The organism is Iodobacter violaceini, assembly GCF_011601265.1.
Classification (GTDB): Bacteria; Pseudomonadota; Gammaproteobacteria; order Burkholderiales; family Chitinibacteraceae; genus Iodobacter; species Iodobacter violaceini.
On record NZ_JAAOLX010000005.1, the window covers coordinates 314,140 to 330,579 of the forward strand.

General features: G+C 42.0%; 20 protein-coding genes. All 20 read right to left on the reverse strand.

The window, feature by feature from the left end; all coding sequences use genetic code 11:
• Positions 1-17: 17 nt before the first annotated feature.
• The 20 genes from HA050_RS11780 to HA050_RS11875 all read right to left on the reverse strand — a co-directional run bounded on the left by HA050_RS11780 (position 18) and on the right by HA050_RS11875 (position 16,225).
• Complete coding sequence (locus tag HA050_RS11780; RefSeq protein WP_166826192.1) at positions 18-593, reverse strand: hypothetical protein; 576 nt, start codon at positions 591-593, stop codon at positions 18-20.
• A 44-nt stretch (positions 594-637) separates the two neighbouring features.
• A complete protein-coding gene (locus HA050_RS11785) occupies positions 638-1,891 on the reverse strand; it encodes a site-specific DNA-methyltransferase (RefSeq protein WP_205836414.1) in 1,254 nt (417 codons plus the stop codon).
• A 101-nt stretch (positions 1,892-1,992) separates the two neighbouring features.
• Entirely contained in the window at positions 1,993-2,337 is a 345-nt protein-coding gene (locus HA050_RS11790) for a hypothetical protein (protein WP_166826222.1), read from the reverse strand.
• A 350-nt stretch (positions 2,338-2,687) separates the two neighbouring features.
• Positions 2,688-3,218: a hypothetical protein gene (locus tag HA050_RS11795; RefSeq protein WP_166826225.1), complete on the reverse strand. Its 531-nt coding sequence runs from the start codon at positions 3,216-3,218 to the stop codon at positions 2,688-2,690.
• A 75-nt stretch (positions 3,219-3,293) separates the two neighbouring features.
• Positions 3,294-3,587 carry a hypothetical protein gene (locus HA050_RS11800; protein ID WP_166826227.1) on the reverse strand — a complete coding sequence of 98 codons (294 nt, stop codon included), beginning with the start codon at positions 3,585-3,587 and terminating at the stop codon, positions 3,294-3,296.
• Positions 3,577-3,948, reverse strand: coding sequence for a YcgL domain-containing protein (locus HA050_RS11805; protein ID WP_166826230.1), 372 nt, complete (start codon positions 3,946-3,948; stop codon positions 3,577-3,579). The genes HA050_RS11800 and HA050_RS11805 overlap by 11 nt, the downstream gene beginning before the upstream one ends.
• Positions 3,949-4,150: 202 nt before the next feature.
• The gene (locus HA050_RS11810) at positions 4,151-4,360 is read right to left on the reverse strand and encodes a hypothetical protein (protein ID WP_166826233.1); all 210 of its coding nucleotides are present in this window, start codon (positions 4,358-4,360) and stop codon (positions 4,151-4,153) included.
• 25 nt (positions 4,361-4,385) lie between these two features.
• Positions 4,386-5,570, reverse strand: coding sequence for a tyrosine-type recombinase/integrase (locus HA050_RS11815; protein ID WP_166826237.1), 1,185 nt, complete (start codon positions 5,568-5,570; stop codon positions 4,386-4,388).
• On the reverse strand, positions 5,567-6,226 hold the full coding sequence (locus tag HA050_RS11820) for a DNA-binding protein (RefSeq protein WP_166826240.1): 660 nt from the start codon (positions 6,224-6,226) through the stop codon (positions 5,567-5,569). Before HA050_RS11820 ends, HA050_RS11815 begins: the two co-directional genes overlap by 4 nt.
• Complete coding sequence (locus tag HA050_RS11825) at positions 6,219-6,656, reverse strand: hypothetical protein (protein WP_166826243.1); 438 nt, start codon at positions 6,654-6,656, stop codon at positions 6,219-6,221. Before HA050_RS11825 ends, HA050_RS11820 begins: the two co-directional genes overlap by 8 nt.
• Positions 6,657-6,706: 50 nt before the next feature.
• Complete coding sequence (locus HA050_RS11830; RefSeq protein ID WP_166826246.1) at positions 6,707-7,513, reverse strand: DUF4942 domain-containing protein; 807 nt, start codon at positions 7,511-7,513, stop codon at positions 6,707-6,709.
• Positions 7,514-8,182: 669 nt separating this feature from the next.
• A complete protein-coding gene (locus HA050_RS11835; protein ID WP_166826249.1) occupies positions 8,183-8,623 on the reverse strand; it encodes a hypothetical protein in 441 nt (146 codons plus the stop codon).
• Positions 8,624-8,792: 169 nt separating this feature from the next.
• A complete protein-coding gene (locus HA050_RS11840) occupies positions 8,793-11,438 on the reverse strand; it encodes an ATP-binding protein (RefSeq protein ID WP_166826252.1) in 2,646 nt (881 codons plus the stop codon).
• 528 nt (positions 11,439-11,966) lie between these two features.
• Positions 11,967-12,632, reverse strand: coding sequence for a hypothetical protein (locus HA050_RS11845; RefSeq protein WP_166826255.1), 666 nt, complete (start codon positions 12,630-12,632; stop codon positions 11,967-11,969).
• 112 nt (positions 12,633-12,744) lie between these two features.
• The gene (locus tag HA050_RS11850) at positions 12,745-13,188 is read right to left on the reverse strand and encodes a hypothetical protein (RefSeq protein ID WP_166826258.1); all 444 of its coding nucleotides are present in this window, start codon (positions 13,186-13,188) and stop codon (positions 12,745-12,747) included.
• Positions 13,189-13,246: 58 nt separating this feature from the next.
• A complete protein-coding gene (locus tag HA050_RS11855; protein ID WP_166826261.1) occupies positions 13,247-13,582 on the reverse strand; it encodes a hypothetical protein in 336 nt (111 codons plus the stop codon).
• Between the two features lie 478 nt (positions 13,583-14,060).
• Entirely contained in the window at positions 14,061-14,528 is a 468-nt protein-coding gene (locus HA050_RS11860) for a single-stranded DNA-binding protein (protein ID WP_166826264.1), read from the reverse strand.
• Positions 14,529-14,561: 33 nt separating this feature from the next.
• Entirely contained in the window at positions 14,562-15,425 is an 864-nt protein-coding gene (locus HA050_RS11865; RefSeq protein WP_166826266.1) for a hypothetical protein, read from the reverse strand.
• A gap of 44 nt (positions 15,426-15,469) precedes the next feature.
• Positions 15,470-15,928 carry a hypothetical protein gene (locus HA050_RS11870; protein WP_166826269.1) on the reverse strand — a complete coding sequence of 153 codons (459 nt, stop codon included), beginning with the start codon at positions 15,926-15,928 and terminating at the stop codon, positions 15,470-15,472.
• A gap of 12 nt (positions 15,929-15,940) precedes the next feature.
• Positions 15,941-16,225: a hypothetical protein gene (locus HA050_RS11875; protein ID WP_115226410.1), complete on the reverse strand. Its 285-nt coding sequence runs from the start codon at positions 16,223-16,225 to the stop codon at positions 15,941-15,943.
• Positions 16,226-16,440 lie beyond the last annotated feature (215 nt).

A 16,440-nucleotide genomic window follows, 5' to 3' on the forward strand; every position in this document is an offset into this window, starting at 1 on the left:
AGTAATTCTCCTGCCAATTAAACTTGCTCGGTTGTCGGATGTGCTACTTCCAGCTCTATTTGCTCAGCCTCATAACCAGCCAAGCGCTGCTTAAGCGTAAGGAGCTCCTGTTCAAATTCTTCAATTCGATTGCATGTGCATTCAATAGCAGATGCAGTATTGCGTTTTGCCCATGCGATAACTTGAGCCTTATCCGTCGAAAAGCTGTTTTCATACATCATACAACCGTCGTGAGTGACATTGGGCCAACCAACAATTTCACATTGTTTCTCAATAATTTTGATTCCATCGTAAGTATAGACAGGGATAGAAGCAGCAAACGTATCTGGGGCAGCAATAAGCGCTACAATTTCTTGGGGGGTGGCTTTCAGTAACGCCGGATATTTCTCTCGAATAAGTCCATGAAAAGTTTGATTTTCCTGAAGCGCCCCCGTTTTGGGGTCAATGGTTACAAGATCATGAACAAACCCAGACCCAATACAAATACCCTTTTTCGTGACCTGAACAAAGTGTTCAATATCGAAATGTTCTTTTAAAGTCTTCCAGCCCATATCAAAATCCTCTTTTTTATCTGTCGCACCATCGAAAATCACGATTTAATCTATGAATTCAAAATTTAAAGAATGGATAGTCGTACCTACCCGATGGACCTCAGTGCAGGATGCATTTCAAAACCATTAAACTTTTGAAATAACCCTGCGGCCCCGCGCAAATATTGAATGATCAACTCTGTAGACATCCAACGACGGCCAAGGCGCTCTGCAGCCAGCCCCGTTTTTATTGTTCCTCCAAAACAATCGACAACTAAGTCATTTGGCTCGGTCAAGAACTGGATAAAAAACTCGGGGATGCTCGTAGGAAACATTGCGCCATGAACAGGTAGGTTATGATTTAGTGCGTACTCTCTGTACGCTTTAGTATCACTACATGCGTGGCCACGCTCTAAAACATTTCTAGCAATTTTTCCCTCAGTAACTCGGCCAAACGAATCCGGGCGAATCTTATAAGCGCCATCTCCATACGATGCCGATCGTTTTGCCCCACCAGCGGCCATCAAACGTTGCTGCCTATCGCTGTGAGGCTCCAGCACGCGCCGGTTGTCCGATCGGACTTTTAATGGATCATTTGTAAACCAAAAAATTGGCTCATATGCCGTTGTTAATTGCACTCGATTAACACAGGCCCAGTATGTCGGGCCAGGAGGCTTACTTTTATTAACCCACGGGATCCGATCCATAAGAAAAAGTCCCAATCGGTCATGTAGCGACAAGACCAGTCTCTCAACATACAAGGAGCGAGCCGGAGATTTACTCAGAAAAATGTCACTACTCAGATTTAGAACAACGCTAGCACCTGGAATTAAATTTTTAACGATGGGCTCTAACGCGGAACAAATGAAATCAATATATTCTGATTCGGCTGGATTCCCATATGCCCGTGCATTCCGTAAAGGGTAGGGTGGAGAAGTAATGCACAACGAGATAGGCTCACTGACAGAGGTGAATATGTCTTTGCAATGCCCCCAGATAGCAACACCCAGATCTGTACTAAAAGCGACAAGACGAACACAATCAGCAGCCTTGTGCAAGTCCTTACCTACTGCCTCAGTAAGCCGCCATACGCCCCTTTCTCCTTGGACCCGCTCTATTACACCAAGCTGTTTAAGCGTCTGCTGAAACCAGCGTATTTTACGCTTTATCAGGTTGTGCATTTCTCCTGAAGAGCCAACAGGAGTTTTAATATTAAGCAACTCAGGCCGACCCAATTTCTCAGCCACAACCACATATAAAGAAGCATTACTTATTGCTTCATCACCAGCTTGAACATACGCATTGCTCACATGAGAAAAAAGATCGAGCTGCATTGCCTCTTTACCAAAATTACTATCCATAAAAAAACCACACATCATTATTCAATACAAACACAATACATTTTATTTATTCACAATCAATAACAAAAGACAGATTAAGTTTAATAATTAAAATATATTATTTATTTTGTATCGAAATATTCTTTCTCAACATTTTCAATTTTTTCAATATCCATTATAAAATCTGGCCGCATAGATTGCCTTTTTTTAAAACGATACTCTTTCCCATTTATGTGCAAAGGAAAAAACTCCGTTAATATCTTTAGGCTTACATCAAGAGGCATAGGGTGCTCAAAAAACAAGGCAACAACTTGAATTTCGGATAAGGAATAGGCAGGCCGTCCATCAACGTATACTTGATATATTGGAGCGCTCAAAACAGCGCAGCCAAATTCAACAAAAAGTCGATCTTTCGCAGTCTTTGCTGAGCTAGACTCTAAAATTTCGAAACTACGGCGGATTTCCATCACAAGCTTAGCCACTAAATAGAGCACAAACAAAATAGATATATACGACAATATAAGAAACATATAATATACCCGTGATTGATAAATCGCCACAAATCAGCATTTATTCAGAACGGGTAATTATGAAGCATCATTTAATGTAATATTTTCTTTAATGAGTGCTAATTAGCCATAAAAAAAGCTTAAAAAACAAACAAAAACATATGAAATTTTAATTAACTCATTTAGCAGACAAAAAAAGGGGGGAAAGCCCCCCATTTCAATCCGCCACGCCACCATCAGGGTGCAATACCAATATCCCAAGTGTACCTTTCAGATCCATCCTCAGCAGCACAAGTCAGAACGATCCGTTAAACTTCACTCGGCTCAACCTGCTTGATATATGGTTTTACACTCATAATCGAAGTATCTTCTAAAATCACATATTGAATGCCTCGATCACCACGCCCGTTAGACTCATAGCAATCAAGTGTTCCAAAAATCATCCAAATACCTAATTGTGCAAGACGCAGATTACGTTCTTCTTTTGTAAATTTAGATTGCGTCATTTGAATAATCTTGCGAGCATCCAGTTTATCCGTAGAAGGCATTTCACACTTAGCCAGATGCAAAAGTTTAATTATTGAAGAACGGGCCTCAAAAGTCTGTTTTTTAAAAGGTTCATCAAGGTTAATGACGTAACTCCTATTTCCCCTTACCTCAACCTCATATATTTTCCCTAAATCTTTGGAATAACATCTCGCGACTAATGGATCTTCAGTTAAATATACTCCTGGCCCCAAAGGAGTATCATTTTGCGCAAAGGCAATTTTTAAGCTCGTAAGATCAGGCAGAGCAGAACCATGAAATAATCTCAAGGGTATATGCGGAATAATCATCATTATGATTTAATAAATTAGTTGGTGATACTATCAATAGGTTAAGGAAATGCAATCTCCCTCACCAGCCCAATGCCATCAAGCCGTAGTTTTTTCTCTCACAGTTTTTCCTGTAATATACAGAACCGCACAGCCAGCAATTCCAATATATACAGGTGCTTCAGAAACTTGAGCCAGCATAGAAGAATCAAAAGCCGCAGCAATAAAAATCACGCCTGAAGGAAAAGAACTTCCTGTAATACCAACGACAAACATGTCCTCGACGGTAACAGGTTTAGATTTAAGTGTGCGATAACCCCAAACAGTGAGCATTACAACTAGCCCACAAACAACTGGCGCAACCTTTATGCAGGTATTCAAATCAAAGGTCATCTGAAGCCTTCTTTGCATGCTCAGCCAACGCATACCCAATCAATGCCCCAATAATCGCCCCAACAGGCCCCGCTACACTTGCCCCAAGAATCCCTCCACCGATAGCAGCCCCTCCATCAGAAACTTGATTGGCAACTTTTGACACCTGCAAATGAAAACCCGTGCGTTCAATATTATCGAGAATTTCGTTTGCATCAGCCCCAATAATCTTTTGACCAAGATTAACTTCTCGCGACTTAATAAACGTGAATGGGCCAAGCTGTTCGAGCACGCTGGAAACAACGGCACCTGGATCATTATCTGCCATCACAAAGAGGTAAAGATCTGAGCGTGTCTCAGGCCTGTAAATATCAATATTCATCCCGTCCCTATTTATTAATATGTCGATGTCTTTGGATTTTACCTTTCTTTTACCCAAGGTCAATCTTACTATTTATTTAATAAGGATCAATTACCGCACCCCCCCCCCAGCAAGCCGCTCAGGCTCATATAACCCCATCACGAAGCGAGAGCGGAGCAATTTGAAAATATTGATCGCAGGATTATCATAAATCTTCCCTTGGTCATTTAGTCATTGCGAGAATTAACTGTTCACAGTCAAATCTCGCCTGGCCATAAACCCCACCGGCATCCCAAAACTCCCCCTGTGACGTTTGATAGCTCTCGCCAGCGGCAATACACGCTTCTCCACCGCAGGCTTTAGCGGCATCATTCAAAGCCTGCCGGTAGCCAGCTTGGTAATCAGCGGATTTAGCATCAATCTGAACGCCCATAAGCATTCCTTTGTTTATTCACACTTTAAAAGATACTTTCTGTTTCTTTATGTCGTTGATTTGAATCATCATCGACATAAATCATCGTGGTATTCATATTGCTATGACGTAAATTACGCATCACATTACGTAACTCAATGCCATGATCCACCTGCCATTTTCCATAAGCATGGCGCAGCCAATGTGGGCTAGCACTGCTCACCACCTCGGCCTGCTCCAAACGCCCCTCATTTTTCAGCTCAAGTGCAATGTCTGCCAATACCCCTTTAATGATGCGATATAGCGATTTCCTATCCAAAATCATAGGCGTGCGCGTAGACACATTGATGCCAAGGGGCAGTAGCAGAGGTAAACGTGCAATTTTGCTCTGAGTTCCCATTACGCCAAAGCAGACACGGTATTCATACAAAATAGGCAATAGCGCGGGAGGGATCGGAACCTCAGCCCGCTTTCCCCCCTTGCCAACAACGCACCAATACCAACGCGTAATATCACCATCTCGCCGACCGACAAGATCGCCTGAATATGTGGCCACTCCCTCGCTAGATCGCGCACCGACCATAAGATAGAACGCCATAACGAATCGTGCACGAGCCAGCTTTCTTTTTTCTATGAGAGACACACCATCTGGATAAGTCAGGTTTTTTGAAAAAGCTAAAATCCGTTCGATGATCTCACTCTCAAGCAATCTAGCCCTTACTGAGGTGCGAGCATCTTGCCCCTGGCTACGCCTTAATTTGCGCGATAAAGCGACTGGATTGCCTTTTAAGTAATTCGCCTCAACAAGGTAACTAAACATGGATTGCAGACAAAGCATGGTGTGATGGACTGCTCCTGGCTGAAGCCCATGAACAAACGGTTTCCACTCCGCATGTGTACGAGCTCTTCTTGGCCCGCACCATTTAACGGCTGGCTGAGGATCCGCCAAAAAAAGGGTGTACCTTAAAATATCCTCTCGACTGACATCACTAATTCCACGCCAAGTCTCCGCCAACCACAACATGAATCGCTCCGCCTCTTTTCGATAGGAGACTACGGTATTCGGGCTGCCCGTATATTCACTTAACCAACACAGCACGGCTTCGGCATCATTCATTGCAGAAATTTGAGCAGTCCCAGATGCACGATTTTTCCCATCAGGAATAGGCCAGTGCACGAAAGAGCCTTCAAATATTTTTGGAAAAGTAGGGGCAAGAAGTTCTGTCATCATTCAATCCCGCCCGCAACAGCCCCTGCTATAGGCTTGACAACCAATTGCTCAGCTGCGAGTTCAAGCCGCAGGCACTTCAATTCCAACTCATTCCGCCGGATATTGTCTTGCTGAGCCTGCTCATTCATCGCGCTTATCTTTTCTAATGCACCGTCTAACCTGGCTCGTTCATGAGCAAGATCCGAGCTCAGTTCATTACCACGCTGTGTGGCCAAGGCTAAGTACTGGGTAGATTGCTCAAGTTTATGGCTGTAATCCCGAGCTTCGATTTGTAATTCATCCAGCCTTTTACTCATAACAGCCACTTGCTCCTCAGCCGATCGTTTTATTCGTTCTGCCTCATCAAACTGCGCCTGCAATTTTTCATGAGTGATCACAGAGGCTGAATGCAGTGCAGCGTCCCACACAGCTAAAATTGGTGCGATTAGAGGACTAGGGAGAGGGGGCTGCTGTAGTTGCTGAGACACACGCAACCCAAGAGACTCTTTCCATTCATTCAGCACGCCTTGCAGCACTGTATTAGATCCTGAGTTACCCAAAAGCTGACGCAACTTTGTGATGCTTGAGGGTAATTCATGCTGCTTAAAAAACATATCATCTAAAATAGCCGCGGCTTTAGAGCGTGTATTAGTGAGTTCTAGTTCTGGATTAGGCATGGGTCACGACTTTAGAGAATTGAGAAGTTCCAGCATTTTTTAATTGGCTCTGTTCAATAACATCCAACATCGCATAGAGCAGAGTTTCTTCAGGAAGAAAACGCCATTGATTACATAAGTTCACAACCGCCTTTCCCATTAAATAATCTGTATTTTCATCATAAACAAAAAAACCATTTTGTTTGTACTGTGCATGTAATTCAAAAAGTATTGATTTCAGATCATCTAAAGATTTTCTGCGTAATAAAGGCAGATGTGTGTTTTTCCTGATTTTTTCCGTAACATTAAAACATAGAAGTATTTTATCAAAGTGAGCTGGCCCCATTTGCCCACTCGAATACATTTCTAAGGCCATAAAAATAGGAACAACCAAATTATTGTATAATTCAGAAGAAATAATCTTTTTTTGTTTTTTCTTAAATGGATTCATTTTGCTCTTAAACCACTATTCAGAATGTTATTAATATAGAAAAAAACCAATTATAAACAAGCACTAGGCAGAGCAAAAGGGTAGTGCTTGCTTAAAATATCATTGAGTTTATCAATTAAATTTTTCTGCAAAAAAACAATATGCGCCGTGCCTTTTTTAAACCAGCGAACAGAGAAAAAATCATTCTGAAAGAATCTTTGCCCACTCCTTTCTTGATTCCCAATCAAGTAGCTCATTGCATGCCGATGATCTGGTTCTGGCCGATTACATAGTTTACAAAAAATTCTCATTAAATCATCCAACTTATTTGTTGCTTCACTTCTAATATAAAGAGATTTTCCACACATAGTAGAGCTAAAGTAGTTAATTATTATTTTATTCCCAAACTTGAAGGGCTGATTAGTTTTATGGTCCCACGACAAATTCTTGAATAATTGAATCACACCACGTTCTAACATTTCCTGCCTTTGAGCATAAAGAGAATTAAATGTGGACTCAATCGCATTTCTATCTAGGGGAACAACAACTCCTTTTCGTAATTGATCCTCCCACTGCTCACGAGCGGAGCTATCCATAAACGAACGAATTCCAGATTCATTCATCAAATAACGCCAACCATTAATATCCAACACCCTAATCAGTGACTCAACCCCACATTCCAGTAAGCGATGCTGGCTTGGCATATGATTCGAATACTTAGACTCTAAAACTAGCAAATCTGATAAGTCCCCCAAATGAGCTTCACCTGCCAACTCAGCGGCTTCGCAAAGCAGACGATGCGCCTCTGTTAAGCGCTCAATCACAGCGCTACGCTGTAGCAGCATTTTTTCAAGACTCACACTAGGAATTAAGTTCATTTAGCGTTGCACCAAGCAATTACTTTGCGACAAAGATGAGGAGGTCATCCAGGCAATCAAATTCGCCGGAGGATCCGCAGGCAAAGAGCACCAGCAGAGCACATCGCGGCTCACATCCAACCCATCAGAATTATCTTCAACCCACCGAACAAAATGCGGATCGTCTTCGTCTGGACAGCTGCATATCACAACCGTTTTTCTGCCTCCTTTCAAAAAAGCCAACACGGGCTTTGACTGTGGCCACCCGTATAAATTTTCTGACAACAGAGGTAGCACTCCAGTTGATTCCCACGCCATAAAATTATTCCTTTTAGACCATCAATCTTTAAAACCACTTGGTTTGAAGCAAAACTCATTCGCTTTGCAATACAAATACAGAATACAGCATGTTTTTTTGCACACAATGGGCAAAGAAGGCCAAAAAGCCATAGATGTAAAAATAAATGAATTATTGTGTAATTCATGCATATTTACATGAATTGATTTATCAATGCCCCATAACGATTATTATGGGACATTTGAGTATGAATTAATCCTGTCACGTTACGCACTTAGTCACAATACAGACAATGAAAAACTATTAGATATCAGCGTAAAAAAAGCCCAACCAATTAAGGTTGGGCTTTTTTTTCTTGAATTTAGCCTCACATAAAATAAAATTAAGACCGGTTAGCTCTGACCGAACATTTGCACAAGTTTGCTTAACTCTCGTTTTGATTGTTCGCTTTGAACTCTAGTCTCCATGCTACTTATTTCATTAAGATACTGCAGGCCCAGCAACGTGGTTGCACCGCCAAACATTTTCTCACACACATCCTTCAGTGAAGCATAGGTAGAAACAGCATCTCGCTCCTTTATTGAGGAATTAAGCACCGCGTCGTTAAGCCCAGATAAATAGCTTTCCATAATCCCACAAACTTTTCTTACTCGAAATTCATTCTGCTCTTCTGTGCAATTCGCACCTAAATCAGCAACTACAGGCATTACGAAAAAATTACGATACTCCTGCTCAGGCATAATCACCTCATGTTCGTTTGAATCTTGAAAACTAATCATCAGACCATGCGTAAATGGGGTGGCAGAAAAAAAATTTAAAACATTCTCAGTCATAATTATTTCCTTCTTTATTCTTGTTTAGACGGTAAAAATTAGCATTACGATTAATCACCTAACACTCTCCTCAACGCCTCCCTGCTGGAGGTATAACTCGGCGTTCAGTGACACTGTTTCATCTGGTAATAAACCCCAATAATTCGGTGGCCATTCTCGATGAATGCTTTTAGCGCTTGCGTAGCCCCAAGGTATTCATTCCCTCCATTAAGGCAACCAGTTGCTCAACCACCCCTTCATCAAAGTCCTCCCGGTCCTGTTCCTCGTGAGTGCCTTTGTTCAAGTACTGCCATAGCATGGTCTGCTCAGGTATTCCGAGAATCAGCGCCAATGCATCCAACAAAGGCTGTTTATCGCCATGCTCGAATGTGCGCGCACCATTCAGTCTTACGCGAAGACCTTCGCACAAATTTCGTAGCGAGGGTTGATCTCCGACACCTCCCAACTGGACACTGATTACACCTAGGTCAAAATGCCCAAGCCATCGCCATATTTTGTTAGCGAGCATTTCTAACGCCTGTCTGCATGGCTGAAGAGCCCCGCGATGGTCTCCTCGGTTAACGGCGGCCCTAGCTATAATTAGGTAAGCTTGCGGCGGCAAATCCCGCAAGACACGCGGATGATGATCCCCGGAGTGATGACGAAATGTGTAAGACACCCACTGCGCACGATCAACATTGTTCTGAATGTCCTTTATGAATTCATTGCTGTGGCAGGTCACGAGGATCTGCGTATTGGCAAAGCGCTCATTCTGGAACAAAGCCTCCCGAATTCCCTGTTTATGCTCATGGTCGATAGCATTGATCGCATCATCGAAGATCACTGTAGGCGCTTGGATGTGAGAAGCTTTTGCCAACAGGATGGCCAACCCAAGGCACCGGACATGTCCCTCACTCAGAACTTGGAGTGCATCAACACGCACTTGTGGAGAGCCTATGAAACTCAACTCGATACGACCGTCTCCGGTAACAGGCAGGTGTAGTGCAGCCAGCTTATCTACTGCAACATCCCGGACGTTGAACTCGTTGTACAGCTCCATGGCCAAGTTGTTCAAACCTGCCATCAACGTTCCTGGCAACCCAGAGCGGTAATGCCGAAGCAGGCTCAAGAACTCATTGTAGGCGACTTGAATTCTTGTCTCCGCTGCAATGCGTGCCTCCTCCTCCGCGACTGCCTCGATCAGTGCAGCGTTCTGCAATTCAAAAGCATTGATACGCTGACGAGCCTCTGCAATGGCTGCACAGGCATGTTGGCGTCGAGTAACATGTTGAGTTAGTACTATATGCGCCTCGGAAAGTCGATCCCGCTCAGCTATTAGTTGCGCACGCTGCTCAAGATTTTGCTGAGTAGCGGCATCCGTCTCCTCCAACTGAAGTGCGTAGTTGACCGCCTGCTGTGACAGTGATGCGCCTCCAGCAACAGGGGTGTACCCTACCTTCCACCATGCCGTTCCGGGTTGAACACTTGGATTTGCTAGATAGCGAAAAACTTCATGCTCACTATCGACCGTAGCTCCAACGCGCTGGGAAAAATTGGCGAAGAATGCTTGCAATTTATCTGAGGCGATCCGCCGCTGATCAACAGCAGCTTGGTGCCGCTGCTTGAGCTGAGTTAGTGCCCGCAGGTGTTCCAGACCCTGTACAGCCTTTACAAAAGGATTAGCATGGACATGCTGCTCCCCTACAATTGCAGTCTCGCATGCTGGGCAATGATCAGGAGAAAGATCCTGCAACCCAAGAACTGAAGTGTAGAGTTCTTGGTATGCGGTACCATCCTGCTGCAATGCCAACTGACCTGCAAGCACCTCAACGAGCTCGTGAGCCTCATCTGCAGCACAAAATGCGGAAAGAAAATCCTGCTGCCGGATACCGTACAGGGATGGCGCAGGTTTGTTCAATATTTCTCTCAAAGCCTGCAATCGACCTGGGACCTCCGTAGAACCCACCGCCTGTTGCAACTGCGCATACGTCCATCCGGACTGAAAAGCTTCAGCGTACTCCCGCTCAACCTGATCGAATGCAGCGATAGAGACCGCTTCACCAGCAAGCAGTTCGGTATCATGAGCGATTGCTTGGCGTCTGCGTGTAAGCTCCTGACCTTGCTCTGGCAGAAGCGAGAGCTGCGCATCAATCGATTCATTAAACTGACTTACGAACTCGTTGAAGTCGTCCATACCGAATAGCGCGGCTATCAGCTCGGTTTTCTGACCGGCAGGTTTTGCAGCAATCCTAGAAAAGGAGTCAATGCGGTTTTTCTCAATAAAGCAAAAACGATACGCATCGGCGTCCACCTGAACAACAACTCGCTGACCTTGTGCGTTCAATGCCGTCAGTTGAGGAGGTATAAATCGACCTTCATGGATATTGCGTAAGTACTGAGCGGCATCAATCCGCTTTTGCGCCCCCTCATCTACAGCTCCGAGCAGGGCAAACTCAAGCGCCTCGCAAAGACTGGTCTTACCGCTGCCATTGGGGCCATAAAACAACACAATGCGTCGTGTAAGATCAAACTCCTCTGTGTTCCGAAACCCCCGGAATGGTCCAAGCGAGAGATGGGACAGACTCTGCCAACCCCATCCCGCCCCAGTCGCTATGGAATTCAGCTGAGGTTGCCCCGGATCAATAGCGGTGAACTGCTGGCGCACAAGATCAACCAAATATACCGACCGTTGGCTCCTATTACGGGTAGTTGCACTGACACTTGAAAAGTTGTCCAACACTAGCCGTCCAAAACGGCGGACATCTTCTGGCACCTCTCCGTCAGGTCGATGAAGCCATTGAATGAAATGCTGATAGTCGTGTTCTGCTGACGCCATCCCTACCTCCCCTGTATCCAGCATGACTGTGATCGGTCACAGTCTTAATTGGCTTAATTCATTATCTCATGAGCAATCAGCAACCAAATAGCTAATCCCTTTCACGCGCAGCATGCACACCTCTTGGCGTCGGCTTTGTAATGCTGTCTTTAATAAACGGAGAGCCAAAGGTTATGGCCATCAGCGATATAAGCCCCCCAGTGGCGAGTCTTTCTCGGCATTTACCAATACACCAAGCAACCAAATAACTCCTTAAATTATTTGGTTGCTTGATCTCTGCTACCGCGAACTAAACCAAGATCATGCATATAAGGATGGCAAGGTACATCGGCATGTTGCAATTCACATTTACGGCAAATGGTGTCCCAGAACATATCGCCTTTGCTTTGCCGCATCTCTCGCCAATTTTGCAGACGCTCTTGCGTAATGCAGCATTGTGCCTCGAACATCAACAGAGATACGTCTATTCGAACTCATTTTTTCATCCAATCAATTAAAAAAATTACTTTTGATTAAATATCACTCAATTTACTCCTGTATGCTATCAATAATTATAAAAGCATTATTTAAACCAACCCTATTAATAAAGTGCTCCCCTAGTACCATAGGTTTATAATTAAAATTCGGAGTGCTTAATTTTTCTGGTGGGCCATAGACAACAGTACCAATCAATTCTGGTTTGTTATTGACTTTACCAAAACTGGTCATAAAGGATACGTCTAATATTTCCATGCTAGGCAATGTTAACCATACATGCAAATTTGCAGCACAATTCCCATTATGTCCCATTGGGGAATTAAGTAATGTAGCAATCTCTGCTTCAGTCATTTTATAGTAATCGAAATTAGGGTAATCCTCAATATAACCAATAGTTAAAACCAAAGGAACTCCAAAATGCTCTTCTAAAAAATTTTTTATAAATATATTAATTCTCCAGCATTGCCCAGCTACATCGTCAGCACGAATATTATTTTCAATAAAAAATTCACTAAGAACCTGAGCTAGTTTTGAGGCACTTTCCATATCAGACAAAAAAGTTTGTTTTTTAAAGGATATAGAGTCAACTTCAAGCCCAAAATTTATTGTCCGTTCTCTCGCCTCAATAAACGTCCGGTGATAATCCCCTGGATATGCTACATTTTTATCAGAATATTTTTTAATAAACGCACTTTTCAACTTTTTCAATAGAAACACAATCAACTCCAATTAAATAAACAACAATTTCAAAAACAAACAAAACCAAATTAAAATAGTAAATTTCAATATATTTTTATCAATCCTATACACTAACCAATTCCGTATAAATTCATTTAACAATTTCAAACACAATATCAGATAGCAGCCCTGAATCCCGCTGATGTTCGCACAAGGCTCCCCAGCTGAGCGAGTTGGCAATCACATCCCAATCCTCGTGACGATCGATCAACTGCGTGAGCGGCGCATTATTAGTAGCCCATTCATCAAGCATACTTTTTATAACATCCTTAGCAGCAAAAACCATTGAGTTCGCCGAACGTGACCATGACCTATTGCTACCAAGCCCATTTATCCATTGGCAGATAAGCAGGTTAGTAAGCCGATCGTTGGCGTATACTTCGGCCCAAGCATTATACTCAACTCGAATACAAGGAAAATCTGAGAGGATTTTATCTGCATAGTTATAAGAGATCCCGTCAGCGCTTGAGCCGTAAGCCACACTGGCGCAATGCTTAGCAAGTTTACTCCGCTCACTCTTATTCATCAGATTCATTGCTATTTTTAAGATGGTAGCGTTCTTCCTCGCCATTCCAACTTGTGGAAATTGAAATTCAATTATTATTTTTTATCATTGATATATTTCTAAATTTTAAATTATCAACAGATCTATACATTTTCCCATAGTGTAAGCACCCTGATGAATTTAAGTAACTCTTTCCATTTTCTCCTAAATGGATCTGATCTAATTCAAACTCATAATCAGTTAAATTTATTTCTTTAGAGTGAACCCATTCCATTAAAGTTTTTGAATTTCTTCCATCAACCAATCTATAGTAACCATCTTTTCTACCAAAACGCTTAACAAGCCAAATTGCAAGCCATGCCCAGGGAACAGAAAATACTAGCTTTGAATCTGCATAATCATTGAATACACGAAAACGTTGCATACTATGCCCCTATAGTTTAAAAGTTAAAAAATATTTACAAATATAAAAACCATATTTTACATTTATTTCTACAATTCAAAAGCAAGAAGACATCTATAGTCACCAACCAAATGAAAATGCCCCAAAAATTCATAAAGAATTATTGGGGCATGTAAATCATATAAACATAAATGGTTTCAATCATATTCAAATCACTTTGAATTGAACTACTTCCTTCACCTCAAACTGTGATCCATAGACAAGACACCATTCTGACTTAGCATCAATTTGATGTTTCCGAGTAACAGAAAGCCCTTGGTCACGACACGTCCAGCCATCATTGCTAAACTTCACGGTTACAACCAATCCAGCTTCACTAGACGAAACAAGTGACATTTTATTTCTCGAATGTTATTGAACATGCAGGATAACCAACCTCGAAAGGTTGATTACCATGCTTTTATATTAATTTCACTTAACTTTCTAAATTAGTAAGTTTTTAGAAAGGAATGTCATCCTCAAAATCGTCAAAGTTTCTCGGAACTGAAGAAGCAGGCGTTGCTGCCGCAGCAGGACGCTGTTGCCGCCCACTACTTTGCTGGCCATCCACTCCACTGCTGCTATCACCGGAACGACTACCAAGCATTTTCATTTCATCGGCAATAATTTCAGTTGTATAGCGATCTTGCCCTGTGGTTTTGTCTTGCCATTTACGGGTTTGCAAACGCCCCTCCAGGTACACGGAAGAACCTTTTTTTAGAAACTGGCCAGCAACTTCGGCCAAGCGCCCATACATAGTGATGTTATGCCATTCGGTTTTTTCTTGCTTTTGCCCGGTGGCTTTATCTTTCCAACTTTCGGTGGTCGCAATACTGAAGTTACACACTGCACCACCCGATGGCAGAAAACGATTTTCAGGATCTTTACCTAAATTTCCAATCAGAATTACTTTATTAAGAGAAGCCATGATTACAATCCTTGAATGTTTTATGTTTGCAAATCAGCATTTAATAATTAAATACTGCTGCATGAATGAATTAACGTTTTTAACAACAAGGCTGCCGTCAGTCGATTTAATATTTTTCTTAATAACAACAGGAATTCTCCCGTTTTTAGAAAGAGAAATTTTATCACCTACTTTTGCGCCTGACTTTTCCAATGCCCGTTCAAGATCAACGCCCCAAATTTCACGGCCATTAATTTTCAAGAAAAAAGAATCAGACTCTTCTGGATTGTGTTTATAACAATCCCCGCCAAAAGATTCTAAAGTTCCTCGACGAACAAATGTCGATTCACTGTGATTAGAAGTTTCAGCTACAGCGGGGATCTCATTCACAGTTTCAGCAACTTCATCCTGTCTTCCTGAATAACTCTCTGGCATTTTTTTAATCGTTTCATTAAGGGGTAAGACAATAACCGGCTCAGGCAGTGTAGGATCAGGCTTGCCATCCAACATTGCATAGACTTGCTCTAATGAAAACCACTTAATAACTTTTTCTGTTATTAAAGCAGTCACTTCAATCACACCCATATCGTGTTTTTCGGACAAGTTATATTTTTTTTGAACAAAGTCATCGCACAATAAAGTGCGTCGAATTGCCGTAGTGGAAACCTCCATTTGCAAGGTCATTCCCTCCTGGATCCAAACGTTAAAAAAGTTTGTTCCATCAAAAATATTTGATTTATTACTATGGCGATCTTCCTCGTTAAAATAATAACGAGGCAACTCAACACGATGACGAAGAGTTGAAGGTTTAGGCTCTAATACTTCAGGAGCAGTCGTTTTGGCAGGTGTTTCCGCTACAAATAAATTACGAAAAAATTCTGCTGGATTTACGATAAGCATAAAAAGGTTAGATTTCATGATAAATTCCAAAATAGAAGTATTTAATAAGGGAGTGCCGTAGATTAAAATTCAACAGAAAGCGAAATACCTTTTCGACAATCTAAATCTGCGTAACCACACCATGTTTTAAAGTCAGAATTTGGATCATAAATCCAATCCAAAATTTCAGACTGACAAATCAAATCACCACTTTTTAGCAGTGAAAAAGTATGTTTTAAATATTTAATTGAAAGCTTATGAATATCATCCTTGAAGTAATGACAAACAAAGTTCCTATAAAAATCGACATCATGTGAGGGCTGATTATGCGAATGATGGTATTTATTCATTGCATCAACCCACATATCTAAATCGCTTGTCGGGTCAATAAACCAAATAAGCGTTTCATGAAACAGTTTTCCTTTTCTTATCGCGAAATGCAAATTTCTCATTGATTCCACAATAAGCGCCTCAGCCAGCTGTCCTCTACTATTTTCAGAAAATGTAATATCCTGAAAAATGATTTGCTTCTCGCGCATCATGATTTGTCTCCATTAAATCAAACGAGGTTGTATTAATGAATCATATGAATCACTAAGCTGAGAGAGTGGAACAGGTTTAAATTCAATTGCATCGTAATATAACTTACGATTTGGTAGCGTATGAGACGAAACAATTGCGGTTTCATCTTTACTCCCAAAAAAAAGAATAATTTCATTCTTTTCTACAATATCTATTCTTGCCTTATGAATAACAGGGTGCTCTAAAGTCCACGTATAAAGCCGCTTACACACATTGGCCATACGTGCTTCAAAACCTTCAGGTACTTGAACAGCCATGATGTTTACCTTTATAAAAAAGACAACACCACGCCGCAACGGGTGGTGTGCCCGTTGGGGTTGGATATAACTGAGCAGAAAAATACTGCCCCTACTGCGTTTCTTCCGACGTTCAGGTCGCGCCCTCAATAAATTGAGCAAAGGAAGAATCTATTTTTCTAAAAAGCCACGAATATAGTTTTTTAGAAAAATCACCCCCTACGGGGTGATTAGAT